Below are 16,828 nucleotides of genomic sequence, written 5' to 3' on the forward strand. Positions count from 1 at the left end.
AAAACAATAGGCACTGTTGTGCTAAATATTAACAATATAGAAGTTTGCCTGACTTAATCGTTGGCTTATTGCTTATTATAGCAAATCAATATGTATCCGTAAGTAAGCACTTATTAACGTCTTTACTCATAAAACCCATGACCTACTGACGCGGGGCGAACATAATAATCGCCATCCCTAGTAATGCAACCGCAGAGCCTAGTATATCCCATGTAGTTGGTCGAATACCGTTGACAGTCCACAACCATAAAATTGCCACTGAAACATACACCCCACCGTAAGCGGCATAAACACGGCCTACTGCAGTTGGATGCAACGTCAGCAACCACACAAAGGCTGCCAAACTAAGTATTCCAGGGACAAGAAGCCAAACCGATCTACCTTCTCGTAACCACAAATAAGGCAGATAACAGCCGACAATCTCTGCAAGTGCGGTTAAAAAGAAAAGACCAACAGTCTTTAATTCAGACAAAACTATTACTCCTCGACTGTGATAAATCCCATTAAACAATGCACAGTAGGTTTAATCGACGATGAATAACTTAGCGCCTGTCTGCGTTGACGAGCGGTGGGCAATCGTATCATCCGCCACCTGATAAGTCATTCCTGATGTTAAAGTAAAGGTACGACCATCCTTTAGTTCGGTATTCAGCTCTCCTTCAATACAGAATAAAATATGCCCTTTATAGCACCAATGATCAGCAAGATAGCCTGCAGAATACTCAACCATATGCACATTGATATTGTTAAATTCACATGTTTTCCAATATCCTGTGCCAGTCTCGCCTTTAACTTCTACTGCTTCTATTTCTGTCCAGTCGGTAACCCCAAACGGTATGCTCTTCATTTCCATGACATTATCTCCCTGATTTGTTTGTCCATTCGTTAATAATGAAACATTCTACTTACCATATCTCATATCCAACGCCGTACCTTCTTTAGATACGCTTGATATGCTTTGCCAAATTTTTGCTGCATCACGCGCTCTTCTGGAATAATCTGAAAGCGCGTCATATACAGCACAAAAATAAGAATGACAAAAAAAGCCAAAAGATGTGCCAAATACAGCGCCCAAGCCAATAGCACCAGCGTCAACCCTAAGTACATCGGATTGCGTGTATACTGATAAATTCCACCGGTAACAAGGTTTGTGGCATTATTTGGTTTATGCGGATTGACCGTGGTTTGCGCCTTTTTAAGCTCGTTTACACCCATAATACCAATGCCGATACCAGTGAGCGTCAACCCGCCTGCCAGCCACTTTGCGCCTGGTATAACGGTTTGTAGCATTGGCAGCGTTTTCGACACGCCGTACATTGCCACCCCTGTTGCAAGCACTTGTGCGACTGGAGGTATTTTTAGCTCTAAAAATTTCATCATCACCCCTCAATAAACCGTTAGCATATTAAATATCATGCATCAATTAGCCAACCCTTTTGTACTGCTAAACTTAATTGCTGCGTCAACCATGCATGAATTTCAGGAAAATCAGTGGCAATAAAAGCATGTGCACCAGCCACTTGTGAGCGCTTGACATCAGACTCGCGCCACGTTTTGCCCTCGCTATTGATATTATGCAAAAACGGCAGCAGTCTATCGACCACTTTTAATAGCTTGGTCTCAGGGCTTGTGCCTGTTTCTTGCTCCTCCCAAAGCGTGGACAATTCAGTCACCGCATTGCCATTATGCGCCTCCAACCGCTTGACCCCCTCGCGCTCAGCGTTGTGCGCGTCCCCTCTTCTGGTGTCATATAAAAAGGTGTCGCCGGCGTCAATTTCGCCCAAATCATGGATTAAAGCCAGCTTTAGCAGTTTTTCTTCTGATACATCAAGCTTTAAGCTTCTAGCAATCGTCCAGCATGCCATTGCCAAATGCCATGAGTGCTCAGCGGAGTTTTCAACGCGCAAGCCGCCATCAAGATAGGTGCGCCGATTGATAAGCTTTAGCGCGTCAAGCTCTAATAGATAGTTGGTAATGTCGGTTAGGTTACTTGACAACAGTGTCTCCTTAAAACATAACTTTTTAGACAGCAAACAAGCATTAGAGATTAAATAATACCCATCAAAATGTGCTTGGTTGTGATTACAATTATTTGTTCATACAATAGGCGCTTTTGTGTCGTTAAACAATAGCTAATAAAGCTAAATAAGACCAAGTAGATAAACTATGAGACAAATGTTGATGTTGCTATTCGTCGCATTAGGCGGAATGTCGCTTGCGATTGAAGCGGCGATATTAGGACCATTAGGTAAGCAGATTGGGCGATTATCCGCATCGCTATCGATATTTATCATCGGCGTTATCGTGTTTAGTCTTGTCATGCTTATTCGCAAGCGTAGTCGTATTATGGCACTAACGCGTCAGCCATTATGGTTACTCACAGGCGGCGTTATCGGTTTTATTTATACTATTGTATTGACCATCACCACGCCCTTGGTGGGCGTCGGTACAACGATGGTAGGTATCTTATGCGGGCAGATTACCGCAAGTCTTGCTATTGATCATTTTGGCATATTGGGTAGCGTGCGCCGTCAAATTGATGGCTATCGTATCGGTGCGCTGGTATTGATACTTATAGCACTGGTGCTAATCTATTAAGGGGCGGTGATGTTACTCACCTTTGCTTTTCCATTGTTGCTCTTAGGCGGTATGGCGATCGCTGTGCAGTCAACTATCAATGGGTCACTAAGCCTACATACCGATGTGGTTACGACAGCGTGGCTGACTAATGTGGTAGCCTCTGTTATCTTACTAATGCTTATACTGCTATTTGAGCCACTAGATATACAGAAAATACTTAGCGTGCCTATCTGGCAATATACCGGCGCGCTGTTTGGTAATTTTTGTATGGTGGCGATCGTGATTGCCGTGCCGCGCATCGGTACGGCAGCGACGATTGTGGGCATCATCGCAGGACAAGTCATGATGGGGCTAATCATTGATCACTTTGGCTGGTTTGGCAATGGTCAGTTGCCACTTGATATCAAACGCACAGCGGCGTTAGGATTGCTGGCAGGGGCGCTGTACTTGATTTATTTGAGTGATAAAAGGCGGGTTACAGTTTAGGTGATTAGAGTGCTTATCGAATGTTGATGGTGCCTTTTTGCTCATAGAGGTCTGTACAGAAGAAGAATAAAATACTGGCGCAAATGCAGAAGGCGTGTTTAAAAGCGTACGTTGGAATTTTTAGTCTTTATATTAGGTGGCTTACGACATTAAACCGTTAATTAAAATCAACAAAATGTTAGGTCTTGTGCCTCGGCTCCAACCTACCCATGTAAAACAATAAGGTTATAAAGCACATTTGGTGCACCAATATCTCGTAGGTTGGGTGGCGCTTGCAACACCCAACCTACAAAATAAGCGTTTAACCTCGGCTTTTATTTTGAGACAGGCATGCTCAAAAATGTCAGATATGCTTGATACTGCTCGAGTACATCATCGATGACTTGCTGGCGAGTGAGCCCCATAAGGTCATAACCGCCGGAGCCGGTTTGGGTGCTCACCTCAAGCCGATAATAGATGTCGCTGTCAGAGGCCAGCTTACCGCTAAAGGTGGGCGCTGGGGTCTCAACCATAAACACTTGATAATAAAAATCGTCGGTGGCAGCGGTCGATAAGCGCAGCAAGGGTCCGCTCATCGCGTCAAGAGGTGCGGTTAGGCTGTGGTCGGCGTTGATGCGCTCAGCGACATAGCCTTGGCGACGAAACTCATCAGCGACGTCATCTAGTGCCGGGCGGACGGTACGCTCAAGGAACCTGATAGCTTCACGCCTAGAAGGATAAGTAAGCATCTGCCCTAAACGCTGCGTCCATGAGCGCTCCGGAACGTGACCGCCACTAGGCGCGATAGAGGGGCGACGCAGTACGGTGCCTTCGCGCTCAGCCTGCTCTATCTTAAGCGCTTTAAAAAACGAAAACATCACCAAATAGACGATAACGGTCACAGGTAGCGCAAATATGAGCGTTGCGTATTCCATGGTGATCACGCCGCCTGCGATCAGCATAGAGATGGTCAAAATAGCCGTCAGTACTGCCCAAAAGATACGCAGCCACTTAGGGCCATCCTCGCTAGGATCAGGGATGGAGGCGGAGAAGTTGGACATCACCATCGCCCCTGAGTTGGCACTGGTGATATAAAACAGCAAGCCTGAGAGCGTCGCTAGTATCACTAAAAAGGTCGCCCCAGGGAACATATCAAGCAAGGCATACCAGCCGCGCTCGGGACTCTCAATCGCCAGCTGGGCGAAGGCTGTATTGCCTTGTAATACCTCATAAAGTGCTGAATTACCAAAGAATGAGACGATGATAAAGTCACACAGCACAGGTACGGTGATGGCAGCAATCACAAACTCTCGTAGCGTGCGGCCGCGTGATATTCGTGCCAAAAACACCCCAACAAAGGGCCCCCACGCCAGCCAAAACGCCCAAAAAAACAGCGTCCAGCTGCCCATCCACTCGCTACTGCCCGGCACGTAAGCTAGGGTTTTGAACATGCGCGCAGGCAAAGTGACAAAGAACTGTCCTAAGTTTTCGACCAGTGCATTTAACAAAAACGCCGTCTGACCTGCGATTAAGATAAACGCCATCATCGCCACCGCGCTCCACAGGTTTAATTCTGATATCCAGCGGATACCGCGATCAACCCCTGAGGTGGTCGCCAAAATGGTTAAGACAACCGCGCCGATCACCAGCGCAATCTGCAAGCTCAAGCCTTCATTTAAGCCAAAAATCTTCGAGAATCCGACGTTTAATAGCACCACCCCAATACCCATCGTGGTTGCCACGCCAAACACCGTACCTACCAGTGCCAAAATACTGATACCATGACCGATAGGGCCGTTGACACGCTTGCCGAATAAGGGGTATAGCGCCGCCCTAATCGATAGTGGCATGCCCCAGCGATAGGCAAAGTAGCCCATCGCCATACCAAGCAGCGCATAAACGGACCAGCCAGCAATACCATAATGAAACATCGTCCAGACGACCGCGTTTTGCATCGAATCGGCAGTCGCGCCGCTACCGGATGGCGGGGTTAGATATTGCACCACAGGCCCAGTCACTGAGAAGAACAAGAGGTCAATACCGACACCTGCGGCAAACAGCATCGCCGCCCACGTACCCAGCTTATACTGCGGCCGTGAGTCATCCGGCCCAAGCCGCACACTGCCCGCCTTGGACAACGCCACCCACAAAACAAAACCGATCACTATCACCATCGTAATCACGTAATACCACCCAAGATTGGTGGCGATCCAATCGACGACGGTCTTCATCGTGGTACTGGCAGCCATCGGCATGATAATGGCCCAAATGGAGAAAGCTGCAATCACAACTGATGAGATGATGAGCACGCTCCAATTCACATGCGCTTCGGTGTCTTGTGACAACGCTTGGGCGCCCTTTTTTAGATCGCTACGCGATATGGGCATATCCTCATCCAAATGAGGCTTAGATCGACGCTCTGAGCCGCCAAATTGCTTGCGCTCAAAGGGGGTTTGCGCTGTTTTGTCACCTGTATCGGATGGGGCGGGCGTCGACGAATCCTGGGTAGGCTTGTCGTCTGTAGGATGCGAACTCATAATAACGGTCTCATTAGGATGGTTTATATTAATGTGCCAAAGGCGCAAATTTTAGCACAGCCTCACGGTTTCACTATGGGTTGGCTGGTGGGCGATTTGTTAGCGTAGCGGGTTTTGGAGCGTCTGACAGCGGACGTGTTGGTATTGCCATTGCATGGGCCCCGCCTTTTTGGCCACTAAAATATCACGCGCTGATAAAAACAAAATCCCATCACTGTCCTTCATGCTCTTATCATCATTGATACAAGCATGATGGGTATAAAAATCAATATGGATCGCAAACGCTTGAATCATCTGATCGCTGTATTTTGAGATATTGCCAGCAGCGATGACACTCAAGCCGACGATGACCACAAAAGCGGCGCCCGCGTATAGTTTTTTGGCCAGTTTTTGCCGGTCGTTGTTTTGAACCCCATCCTTTTGCCTCACATAAAAATACAGGCCGAGGGCCAACAGATAAGTTGCAAGCAAAATCATAATGGCGTATCTAAAAAAGACAATGGCGGTCAATACCGTCGTGGTCAGCGCAAGGTTGCTCGGATCGACCAAAAATATACGATTGATGGCCCCAATCGCCCACAAATACGAGCGCGCGCTGATGAGCGCGACGAGCAAATACAAAACGATTTGCCCCCAAACGCTGAACTTTAGATACAGATAAACGATGTTTTTAATGGACATCATAATCAGCATGATAAAGAGGACAGCTGATATGCTAAGAATTAGCCCATAAGACATGATGAGCGGCAAGTGCAGCAAAAAGCTGGCAATCAAAGCGCCAGCCAGCACGATCAATATGACCGAAAACCTAGCAAACAGGCGCGTGGTGGCAATCAGCCAGGTGCGGATTGAGTCTAAGCATATGGGTGTGACAGGCGGCGCGTTATCGCTCATGGCTATCGTCCTTGACTGCTATGTTTGGTTGTCAAAGCAATCATAGTGTATTTTGACAAGCTTAGGGCAACATCGCAGGGTCAATAATGGCATGCAAATCTGTGTTGGCTACATTTTGCCACGCGTCTTCTGTGGGATGCGGCAGGCGTGCGATGATGTTTGGTGACTGATCCGTGGTAGCGACAAAGCTATCGATAAAGCCTGATGCCGTCTGACCGCAAGGAACAATGGCCACGTTAGGGTTTTGCCTCAGTACCGACGTGAGACGCCGCGAAAAGTCTGTAAAAACGGCGGTATTTGCCAATGTTATTGAGACGTCTGGTTGATGATGCGGTGCCAAACGCTGCTTGAGAGTGGCAAGATTATCGACTTGTGATTGCGCGTTATTGGGCAGACCACATGGATAAGCATCAGCGTTCATGGGCAGGTGTGAGCAGTTTAAAATACCCAGCGGCGCGTAGTTTAAGGCTTGGATATTGCAGCCTACAGGCACATCTGGGTTAAAGGATGGTACGTAGCCTTGGCGGGTTAACAAGCGCGTCAGATCAAGCGCCGACTCGCCTGCCGCTGGATGATTATGGATAATTTCATTGACATATGGCGACTCTAAAACCATCAAGACCTTTAATTTCTCAGCATTGATAATTAAATCACCAACTTCGTATTGAGTAAGGGACATTACCAATCCTCTTTATTATATTGGCAGAGCTATTAAAGTTATTAAAACTAAAAAACACCATATCAAACGCTAACTTGATATGGTGTCAGTGCTCATAAATAATTCAATTTTAAATATCGAACTCTAGCGCCCTATCACCTTTGCTATCTTTGATACGCGTTGGCAAACCAATCTTATTCAATAGATTAATAAATGGCTTGGCATCCAATTCTTCGACGTTGACCATCTTGCCTGCATCCCACTCGCCAGTCGCAACCAGCATCGCAGCAGCGACGGGTGGCACGCCTGCGGTATACGAGATACCTTGGCTACCGACCTCGTTGTAAGCATCTTTATGATCTGAGACGTTGTAGATAAACACTTCAGTCTCAACGCCGTTTATTTGTCCTTTAACCTTGTCACCGATACAGGTCTTGCCTGTATAATTTGGTGCAAGCGAGCTTGGATCTGGCAGTACCGCTTTGACCACTTTTAATGGTATTACTTCTTGCCCTTCCGCAGTCATCACCGGCTGCTCGGAGAGTAAACCTAAACTTTGTAGCACGGTGAAGACATTGATATAGTGCTCACCAAAGCCCATCCAAAAGCGAATGTTTGGCACGTCCAAATTGGCCGATAGTGAATGAATCTCGTCATGACCACTTAAGTAGCTGTTTTGCACGCCGACCACAGGCAGATCGTCGGTACGCTTGACTTCAAACATCTTGTTAGACTGCCAGCGGCTGTCCTGCCAAGAATAAACCGTACCAGTGAATTCACGGAAATTAATCTCAGGATCGAAATTAGTGGCAAAATATTTGCCGTGGCTACCCGCATTGATATCGATAATATCAATATCAGTCACTGAACCGGCATCCATCATGTCATAGCCCAGACGCGCATAAGCGTTGACCATACCGGGATCAAAGCCTGCACCCAAGATTGCCGTGACATTATTGTCCGCACAGCGCTGCTTACGTTTCCATTCGTAGTTTTCATACCATGGCGGCGTCTCACAAATCTTGCGCGGATCTTCATGAATGGCGGTATCGATATAAGCCACACCTGTCTCAATGCAAGCTTCCAATACCGTCATATTGATAAATGCCGAGCCGACGTTGATTAGGATTTGAATACCGGTATCATTGATAAGATCAACGACAGCTTGGCTGTCCATAGCATCGACTTGGTGCGTATGCAAGACGGCAGCTTGCTTAAAGCTACCTTTATCCTTTACGCTTTGAACGATGGCATCACATTTGTCTTTAGTACGTGAAGCGATATGAATCTCGCCGAGCACATCATTATGCATCGCACACTTATGCGCGACCACTTGAGCGACACCGCCTGCACCGATGATGAGTACGTCTTTTTTGCTGGGCTTAACTTGTTGGTTTGTGTTCAATGAACAATCCTCCTTTGTATCCCTGTCGATACCATTGATATTGGCTATGCAAAACAGAAACGAGTGAATGATATGCGTGAATTAAAAAGGAAGACCGAGGAAAACCCACGCACCCGTCGAGCAAGCACCATTTTGCTAATGGTGATTTGCCCGAGGCGATTATAACAATTTTTATTCAGTTAACGGTAAAAATAATGTTTAAAAAATAGACTGCTTAAAAATCTTAACAACTTGACCTAAACCTTTGTTTCTAAAAGTTTAAATAAGTTAAGAGAATGGTTAATTTAAGACAAGCTGGCTTTGTAATCTTGATAATCAAATTCGCGCTGCACATCAATACTGCCATCTAGACGACGAATGATAATCGCTGGCATGTTGACCCCATTGAACCAGTTTTTCTTCACCATGGTATAGCCTGCCGCATTACCAAAGCTTATGGTATCGCCAATTTTTAACGGTTTTGCCAATTGATATTCACCAAAAATATCCCCTGCCAAGCAAGAGCGTCCATAGATAATAGTATTGTCCGCAGCGTCTTGTTGTTCTTGTCTGATAGGCATTACCTCTACTGACTCTGCATTGAGCGCTGTAATAGGCGCAGACTCACGATAAATCAGCAAATCTAGCATGTGCGCTTCGATGGAGGCATCGACGACGGCGAGGTTTTTTTCATTGTGCATGGTATCCAAGACAGTCGTGACAAGCGTACCTGCGCCATGAATACTGGCCTCACCCGGCTCAAGATAAACTTGTACCCCATATTTTTCGCTGAAGCCTTTTAACCGTGTCGCTAGTTTTTCTAGTGGATAATCAGGCGCGATAAAGTGAATACCACCGCCCAAGCTTACCCACTCAAGTTTCGCTAAAACATCACCAAATCTGTCTTCGATATCAGCCAAGCTAGCGCTAAAGGCTTCAAAGCTATCATTCTCACAGTTGTTATGAATCATCACCCCTGTGATGTCACCAAGTACCGCGGCAATCTTATCTTTGTCATGCTCGCCTAAACGGCTAAAAGGACGTGCCGGATCTGCAATGATAAACGACGAGTTGCTGGTCTTGGGGTTTAATCGTAGCCCAACTGGGACATTTTTTGCCACTGCTTGACCCTTAAAAGCGTTTAGCTGGGAGATGGAATTAAAAATAATCTTATCGGCGTAGCTTAAGACTTCATCGATTTCGTCCGCGCTATAAGCCACGCTATAAGCATGGGTTTCTTTTTTATTCTCACTATCAGGCGCGTTATCACCAAAAGTCTCATAGCCTAACCGTACTTCATTGAGCGAAGACGAGGTTGTGCCATGCAAAAAGGGAGTCATCACATCGAACACGCCCCACGTGGCAAAACACTTTAGCGCAAGCAATGCCTTTGCCCCTGATAACTCACATAGCCGTGCAATAATCTGCATATTGGTAACGATTGCCGCTTCATCGAGCAAATAATAAGGCGTTGACGGTGTTAACGAATGGCTGGTTTTTATGGGATTGTTAGAATGCATAAGAGGTTACCTAATAGCGGCTGTCGGCATCATGACAGATATAAAGATTTGCGTTATAGTAGACTAAATCCATCACAATTAGAATATCTTATGTCACTATCAACTGATTATTCCACCTCTACCAGCTCAGCTAATTTATCGCAACTTGATCTAGAACATATTAATTTAGAATATCTTGACGCTGATGCACGTGCGGTCTTAGATTTTTGGTTCGATAAAGATAACGAGCAGTATTGGTTCGAACAAAACAATAACTTTGATAATCAAATAAAAGAGAAGTTTGGTGATATTTGGCAAGCAGCCCAGCAAGGCGAATGCGTAACATGGCGTATTGCAGACGCGCCAGCAGACAGTAATAGCTCAATCACTGCTTTGGCAGGACGATTGGCAGAGATTATCGTGTTAGATCAGTTTTCGCGCAATCTGTGTCGCAAGCAAGCAGACGCTTTTGCACAAGATGGAATGGCGCTGGTGTTGGCTCAAGAAGCTATTAAACAACCACATTTTGACACACTACCAACGTCATGGCGCAAATTTATCATCATGCCGTTTATGCATTCTGAATCGGCAATGATTCATGAACGCTATCTGCCACTGTTTGAGCAATTAGACGACTCTGAAACATTGGATTTTGAGCATCGTCATAAAGACATTATCGACCAGTTTGGTCGTTTTCCCCATCGTAACGGGGTATTAGATCGAGAGTCCACTGATGCTGAAGAAGAGTTTTTAAAACAGCCGAACTCGTCGTTTTAAAGCTTTTCGCCTTATAAAAGAAGGGCTGAATCAGTAATGCGATTCAGCCCTTCTTTTGTGAGGTATATATAATACTTATATGAACTATTTAGCTAGTAGTTAACCTCACCTGTAGTAAAGGTGATTTTCTTAGTCTCTTGGGTCTTGTTGTCCACTAAGACATCAAAACTAACTTGATATTCACTATCACCATAAAGCCCGCAGTTCTTACCTTTCCTCCGCCCTTTTTCACAACTTTGTAAACTATCGGTAAGGGGTAAAATAAAGGCTTCATTTTTCGGTAACTCATAAGCGGTTCTCTTATGAGGGTCGTTACTATAGTCCAATAAATCAACTGGCACATCTATATTACGTTTGACGTCGCGAAACTTAATGTTGCTCACTTTAATGCTCTTTGCTGATGGCATATTGATATAGATAGGCTGGCCAATAGGGTCAGTACCTAGGTTACGGCCTGTCCCTGCGACTGGGCTTGGAAATTCATTGTAAAGCGCTGTATTAGTATCTACTACGTCAGTACAAGGATAAGTAAACAGTCCACTAACCGTACGATTTTCTGTTTTTTTATCGGCTGATGATGCGTTGACAAGGACATAACCTTGGCTTTTGTCAGCAGCTTTGCCATAAGGTTTGTAAGCTATCATACCTGAGCCTGTTTGGCTAAGGTTAGGCGTTACCAGTAGACGCATATGATAAGGGGCCGCCAATAAAGATTTTGTCATTGAGTGTGCTGCATAATCTGGTGAGGCAACTTTACCAGCTGAGCTGTAGTAGGTAACTCTCGAGATATTTTCCACGACGCCATAAGCCAAATTTGAATACCTCGCTTTAAGCAGACGATCTTTAAAGCTAGTACCTGTAAAGAACGGATTATTTTTTCCTGTCCAATTCCTTATGTCTGAAATCTCTTCTTCGCCATGAGCATTAAAAATCGTCGGACTGCTATTTGAAAACACATGCTGGATATACTGTGCATGCTGCGTGGCTATTTTGGTTAGCTCATCGTTATCTGCCATTCCGCCAAGCGCACACGCCTGTCTTTGTGAGCTTAGTAGATTTGATCCTACTTGCGCAGCCCCTTTATGGCTCTTGCTTTCAACGCCTCTCATATCAACTTCAGTCTTCAATACAGGCTTTGTATTTGTCGTATTAGTATCTGATGGCGTTGGAGTAGTAGGTTCTGATGTTTCAGGAGAGATGGTAGGCTTTGAGGGTGTATAAGTGTCGTTAGGTACTGTTGGGCTTACAGTTTCAGACGAGTTAGAAGTGTCTGGACTACTACTCGAACCTGTATCAGCGCTCTTGTCACTGCCACCGTCACTACCGCCACCACCGCCACAAGCCGTTAAAAGAAGCGCTGAGGAGAGAGCCATGACAAGGCTTTTCTTTGAGGTAATAAAATTCATCGTTTATCCTATATCGTAAAATGAGCATATTGGGTGACCATAATCAGAATGAGCAATAAGTATGCCAATTGAAGATAAATAGAACCGTTTATGACCATAAAAAAACCGTCTGTAGTAGACGGTTTGATAAAACGTGAATTTTGTAAGTGCTTAAAGACACAACTTGAAGGATGGTTTTAAGGGACATTTTAGGAATAGTACAATGCTTTGCTTAGGCTATTTTCTTTTGCCTAGCTTAATTAAGACACACAGGAATCAATGAAGTAAATAGCCCTTTTATGGTTACTCTATCTTTCATTATTTAATGCTTTTCTTATCGGCGCAAAGCTACGACGATGCTCTGGCAATGGGCCATAAAGGTCCACAGCTTTCATATGAGCGCGAGTAGGATAACCTTTATGTTTGGCAATACCGTATTGTGGATACAATGAATCTAGCTGATACATAGCTTGATCGCGGCTCACCTTTGCTAAGATACTGGCAGCTGCAATACTAGTGTGCCGTGCATCTCCCTTTACCCAAGCTTGGCAATCAATACTGGACTCAGCTATACCAAGCGTTGCAAGTGTCAGATAATCCAGATCTGGACAGCGGTTTCCGTCGAATAATACTTGGGCTTGCAGCTTACAAGATGCACTACTCATAGTATCTGCACAATGCGTTGCCACTGCTGTCAGTAAGGCTTCTGTACATAAGCGCATACCGAGCATAGTCGCTTGCAGTATATTGAGCTGATCAATGACCGCAGCTGGGATCTCAGCGATAACATAACCCAAAGCATGTTGCTGCACCAACGGATAAAGCTTATCGCGCTTTTTTTCGCTCAACTTTTTGGAGTCCGTCAATATCGATAGAGGGGTGTTTAGCAATGGCTGATTTTCTATCAGATCTGACCATATGCGCGGCAAAATTGCGCCAGCAACATTCACACTACCAAGCAAAGGCCCCCGCCCTGCTTCATCAACACCAATCTGTAGCGGCATTATTTCTGTTTCATGACCTGTAGTTGCAATCATCTGACATAAATCGTCAGTAAGCTTTACGTGACCATGCAAACGAACTGGAGCGACTAAGTCTATAAATTGTCCTTTGATATCTATAAGCACAATATCGCTTTTGATATGGATAATATGATTATCTAAACTGGTTTTGTGACTCATAAACAGCCTACTTCTTGTATATATTTTTATTGATTGCTATTAATAGCTATCTCTTTGCTGCTTTTGACTATCTTGAGCAAACCATTGCATAATGACACTATTGGCCGGTTCATGGTTGCTTTGCTGCTGTAATGTTCGCTTGGTATCGACCAAAGCCTGTAGCTGCTCGGCATAGGCGCGAGGCTGCAATAGTTTTGTGACTGTTCGGCAAATGTTTTCTCCGTTTGCTTGCTCTTGTATCAGCTCAGGCACGATGGCTTTTGCTGCCAATATATTGGGCAATGCGACATAAGGCACTTTTACCAAACGTTTGGCAATTTGATAAGTCAGCTGGTTTAATTGGTAGATAACGACCATAGGACGCTCAAGGAGCATGGCTTCAAGTGTCGCTGTACCTGACGCTAGCATAATAATATCAGAGGCCGCCATGGCTTGTTGACTAAAGGTTGGCTGACTTTGGTCATAGACTACGACGATGGCTGCACGCAACTGCTCTGAGCGTTGATCAATCACATCTTGCACGATATATTGATGGTTTTGATCAACAGTCGGTATGATAAAACACAACTTAGGATCGACCAATAATAACTTTTGAATACCCTCTAACATCAGTGGCAAAATCGCTGTTATCTCGCCGCGTCTCGACCCTGGCATCACACAAATCAGCTGACTTACCTCATCAAAACGTTCAACGAAGAACTGCTGTAAACCATCATTTTGCCAAACCAGCTCACTACGCAGCTGATTGGTTGGAGTATTTACCAAGTCTTGGTTTAAGGTTCGTAGTAGCGGATGACCGACGCATACGGCAGGATGATTGTGGCGCTCATACACTGTCAGCTCAAATGGAAACAAGCACAGTACCAAGTCGGTCGCCGCCTTGATGCCATGTATACGCGACTCACGCCATGCCCAAATTGATGGGCTGACATACTGCACGCAGAACACCCCTTTTGGTTTGAGCTTCTTTGCAACCCTTAGATTAAAATCAGGCGCATCAATACCGACAAACCAGTCTATATGCGCAGTTTGAAAGGCAGATAGCAACTCACGGCGGGCTTTAAGCAAGTCAGATAATTGCGACAAAACCTCTACCAATCCCATCACTGCTAGACGCGCTAATGGAAAAATACTATGTAGCCCTTGCGCTTGCATTTTTGCACCGCCAACCCCGACCCATACGATATCATCACGCAGATTATTCATTTGCTGCATAAAGTCTGCGCCCAAACTATCGCCAGATACTTCACCTGCTACAATACCAATCACCAACGGTTTATGGGGTAAATGTTGTTCATCCTTTACCATACCAAACGGGTCGGCAGACGCTTGGGTACCTTGAAAAGGTGAGGCAGAATCAATCATGACAAACTCTCAATATTAACAACGCAAAGACAAATGACGAACCATTTAAAATATATCGACGCTTAGGCTAAACATATAATAATCATACGCTTAAAATCCGACAGACATGATGTATGTTAATCGACCTACTAAGCACGTTTATATATAGAGTGCATAAAAACATAGCCTATAACTGCGCTATACAGATCAAAAATATGCCCTACATCCTATAATAATAGGCAAGTATAACAAAATTTTGGTTTTAACATTCCAGTTATCAGTCAATTAACTCGCCGACTGCCCTTGCCAACCCGCTATTTTGACCGCATAATGAATATCCCTATATATTAGCTATATGAAGTAGAATTATGACAATAACAGCTACCCACAACGCAGATATTGATGACGTGAATATTGAACAACTCATCCCCTTGATTACTCCCGCTGAGTTAAAAGCTGAGCTACCTCTTTCAAACGAAGCTTATGAAACTGTTTCAAAGGGTCGTCATACTATTCAAGACATCTTAGATGGCAAAGATAAGCGCTTATTTGTGGTTATCGGACCTTGCTCTATTCACGATATTAAAGCGGCACACGAATACGCTGATCGTCTAGCCGTATTAGCAAAAGAAGTCGAAGATACTATCTTTGTCGTGATGCGTGTCTATTTTGAAAAGCCGCGTACCACTGTCGGCTGGAAAGGCATGATTAATGATCCTGATATGAACGACAGTTTCGATATCGAAAAAGGCCTGCGTACTGCTCGTAAACTCTTGCTTGATTTAAATGAGAAGGGCTTACCTTGTGCCACTGAAGCTTTGGATCCAAATACGCCGCAGTACATGCAAGATTTGATCAGCTGGTCAGCGATTGGCGCACGTACGACAGAGAGTCAAACACATCGCGAGATGAGCTCAGGCTTATCATGCCCAGTAGGCTTCAAAAACGGTACTGATGGCGGCATGACAGTCGCTGTGAATGCTATGCAAGCAGTAAAAGAAGGTCATAGCTTCCTAGGCTTATCATCAGATGGACAGGTCTCTATCATTAAGTCTAAAGGCAACTCTTATGCACACGTCGTACTGCGTGGCGGTAATGGCAAGCCCAACTACGATGAGACGGCAGTTGCTCAAGCTGAAAACGAGCTAGCAAAAGGTAAAACCAACAGCAAAATTATGATTGACTCAAGTCATGCAAATTCAGGCAAAGACCCATATTTACAGCCTATGGTCATTCAAAATGTCGCAGAGCAAATTCAAAAAGGCAACAAGTCTATCATTGGCATGATGATTGAAAGCCATCTCAAAGGCGGCAACCAAAAACTGACAGCGGACTTAAGTCAGCTTGAGTATGGTAAATCTATCACCGATGGTTGTCTCGATTGGGATAGTACCGTCACTGCTATACATAATCTACGCGATATGGTTAAAGACATTTTGCCCAATCGCTAATTAATAACCGTTTATAAAAAACATCAGGCCCATCTTGTGCTATCAATAAAGTGCTAGATGGGCTTTTTGGTTGTCATATTTCATATTGGTTTGTATTAGTTCGTGGTTATGTTTCTTTATCCTTTTGGTTTCGCTTGTTTTTTGGCTTCTTTCGCCTTTTTTGCTTCTCTACGCTCCTCTTCAAGTTGTTTTAATAGGCGTAGTCCTTTTTTCTATGGGCATGAATCAAGGCAAGCTCATTAGATATTTTCTCTTTACTGCCATCTTCTTCTACAAATTTTAGTTCCAGCTTTTTTTCAGGCTTGCTCAGCTTTTTGAGGGCTTGCTTTAAGTATTTTATCTTCTCTTTACGTTTTCAACCTCCATATATTCGTCTACCATTTTTATTATTTTTTTAGCTTTCATGATTTATAACCCCTTGTTCTTTGGTTTGGCGAACAGCAATAGCATCAGCGTTTTTTTGCTTATCAAGCATTAAGCTTTGGATGTAGTATGAGCCAAACTTGGCTTGCCAATAAAGCTTATGATGCTGATGCCTCTGTCATTGCGGTTATTAAAACGGTGCAAGGTACTGCTATTATACTCTCTAAGTATCATCGATTGCAGCCTAGGTTTTTTGACAATTATAATAGTTACAGCTCATTTAATGACAGTATAATATTGATTTGACTTT

17 protein-coding genes are annotated in these 16,828 nt (G+C 44.6%); 5 read left to right on the top strand and 12 right to left on the bottom strand.

All coding sequences use genetic code 11. The annotated features are described in order from the left end of the window. Positions 1-142: 142 nt before the first annotated feature. The 4 genes from ACS8FB_RS06240 to ACS8FB_RS06255 form a co-directional block, all read right to left on the bottom strand. Positions 143-472 (bottom strand): YnfA family protein, encoded by a 330-nt coding sequence (locus ACS8FB_RS06240; protein ID WP_439261557.1) that lies wholly within the window; start codon positions 470-472, stop codon positions 143-145. Between the two features lie 51 nt (positions 473-523). After that, the gene (locus ACS8FB_RS06245; RefSeq protein WP_299220130.1) at positions 524-853 is read right to left on the bottom strand and encodes a DHCW motif cupin fold protein; all 330 of its coding nucleotides are present in this window, start codon (positions 851-853) and stop codon (positions 524-526) included. A 62-nt stretch (positions 854-915) separates the two neighbouring features. Further along, positions 916-1,380, bottom strand: coding sequence for a methyltransferase family protein (locus ACS8FB_RS06250; protein WP_439261558.1), 465 nt, complete (start codon positions 1,378-1,380; stop codon positions 916-918). A gap of 32 nt (positions 1,381-1,412) precedes the next feature. Continuing rightward, positions 1,413-1,997: an HD domain-containing protein gene (locus tag ACS8FB_RS06255; protein ID WP_439261559.1), complete on the bottom strand. Its 585-nt coding sequence runs from the start codon at positions 1,995-1,997 to the stop codon at positions 1,413-1,415. A 169-nt stretch (positions 1,998-2,166) separates the two neighbouring features. On the opposite strand from ACS8FB_RS06255, the gene ACS8FB_RS06260 reads away from it, so the two are divergent. Then, positions 2,167-2,598, top strand: coding sequence for a DMT family transporter (locus tag ACS8FB_RS06260; protein WP_439261560.1), 432 nt, complete (start codon positions 2,167-2,169; stop codon positions 2,596-2,598). A 9-nt stretch (positions 2,599-2,607) separates the two neighbouring features. Then, a complete protein-coding gene (locus ACS8FB_RS06265) occupies positions 2,608-3,066 on the top strand; it encodes a DMT family transporter (RefSeq protein ID WP_439261561.1) in 459 nt (152 codons plus the stop codon). Between the two features lie 314 nt (positions 3,067-3,380). On the opposite strand, the gene betT is transcribed toward ACS8FB_RS06265, so the two are convergent. The 5 genes from betT to ACS8FB_RS06290 all read right to left on the bottom strand — a co-directional run bounded on the left by betT (position 3,381) and on the right by ACS8FB_RS06290 (position 10,038). Continuing rightward, positions 3,381-5,582, bottom strand: a complete 2,202-nt coding sequence (betT, locus tag ACS8FB_RS06270) for a choline BCCT transporter BetT (protein WP_439261562.1) — start codon at positions 5,580-5,582, stop codon at positions 3,381-3,383. 99 nt (positions 5,583-5,681) lie between these two features. Next, positions 5,682-6,476, bottom strand: coding sequence for a hypothetical protein (locus ACS8FB_RS06275; RefSeq protein ID WP_439261563.1), 795 nt, complete (start codon positions 6,474-6,476; stop codon positions 5,682-5,684). Between the two features lie 61 nt (positions 6,477-6,537). Then, positions 6,538-7,155 (bottom strand): hypothetical protein, encoded by a 618-nt coding sequence (locus ACS8FB_RS06280; protein WP_439261564.1) that lies wholly within the window; start codon positions 7,153-7,155, stop codon positions 6,538-6,540. A gap of 109 nt (positions 7,156-7,264) precedes the next feature. Continuing rightward, positions 7,265-8,539 (bottom strand): saccharopine dehydrogenase family protein, encoded by a 1,275-nt coding sequence (locus ACS8FB_RS06285; RefSeq protein ID WP_439261565.1) that lies wholly within the window; start codon positions 8,537-8,539, stop codon positions 7,265-7,267. A 284-nt stretch (positions 8,540-8,823) separates the two neighbouring features. Further along, a complete protein-coding gene (locus ACS8FB_RS06290) occupies positions 8,824-10,038 on the bottom strand; it encodes a carboxynorspermidine decarboxylase (protein WP_439261566.1) in 1,215 nt (404 codons plus the stop codon). Positions 10,039-10,128: 90 nt separating this feature from the next. On the opposite strand from ACS8FB_RS06290, the gene ACS8FB_RS06295 reads away from it, so the two are divergent. Next, complete coding sequence (locus ACS8FB_RS06295; RefSeq protein WP_439261567.1) at positions 10,129-10,794, top strand: DUF924 family protein; 666 nt, start codon at positions 10,129-10,131, stop codon at positions 10,792-10,794. A gap of 92 nt (positions 10,795-10,886) precedes the next feature. Here the strand turns inward: ACS8FB_RS06295 and ACS8FB_RS06300 are convergent, their stop codons facing one another. From ACS8FB_RS06300 to lpxB, 3 genes are all read right to left on the bottom strand, one after another. Then, positions 10,887-12,200 carry a CAP domain-containing protein gene (locus ACS8FB_RS06300; RefSeq protein ID WP_439261568.1) on the bottom strand — a complete coding sequence of 438 codons (1,314 nt, stop codon included), beginning with the start codon at positions 12,198-12,200 and terminating at the stop codon, positions 10,887-10,889. 287 nt (positions 12,201-12,487) lie between these two features. Beyond that, entirely contained in the window at positions 12,488-13,360 is an 873-nt protein-coding gene (locus ACS8FB_RS06305; RefSeq protein WP_439261569.1) for a ribonuclease HII, read from the bottom strand. A 39-nt stretch (positions 13,361-13,399) separates the two neighbouring features. After that, positions 13,400-14,668, bottom strand: a complete 1,269-nt coding sequence (lpxB, locus tag ACS8FB_RS06310; RefSeq protein ID WP_439261643.1) for a lipid-A-disaccharide synthase — start codon at positions 14,666-14,668, stop codon at positions 13,400-13,402. 404 nt (positions 14,669-15,072) lie between these two features. On the opposite strand from lpxB, the gene ACS8FB_RS06315 reads away from it, so the two are divergent. Beyond that, positions 15,073-16,155 (top strand): 3-deoxy-7-phosphoheptulonate synthase, encoded by a 1,083-nt coding sequence (locus ACS8FB_RS06315; RefSeq protein ID WP_439261570.1) that lies wholly within the window; start codon positions 15,073-15,075, stop codon positions 16,153-16,155. A gap of 492 nt (positions 16,156-16,647) precedes the next feature. Next, positions 16,648-16,824, top strand: coding sequence for a hypothetical protein (locus tag ACS8FB_RS06320; protein WP_439261571.1), 177 nt, complete (start codon positions 16,648-16,650; stop codon positions 16,822-16,824). The last annotated feature ends 4 nt before the right edge of the window (positions 16,825-16,828 follow it).

The organism is Psychrobacter sp. 1U1, from assembly GCF_051847535.1.
Taxonomy (GTDB): Bacteria; Pseudomonadota; Gammaproteobacteria; order Pseudomonadales; family Moraxellaceae; genus Psychrobacter; species Psychrobacter saeujeotis.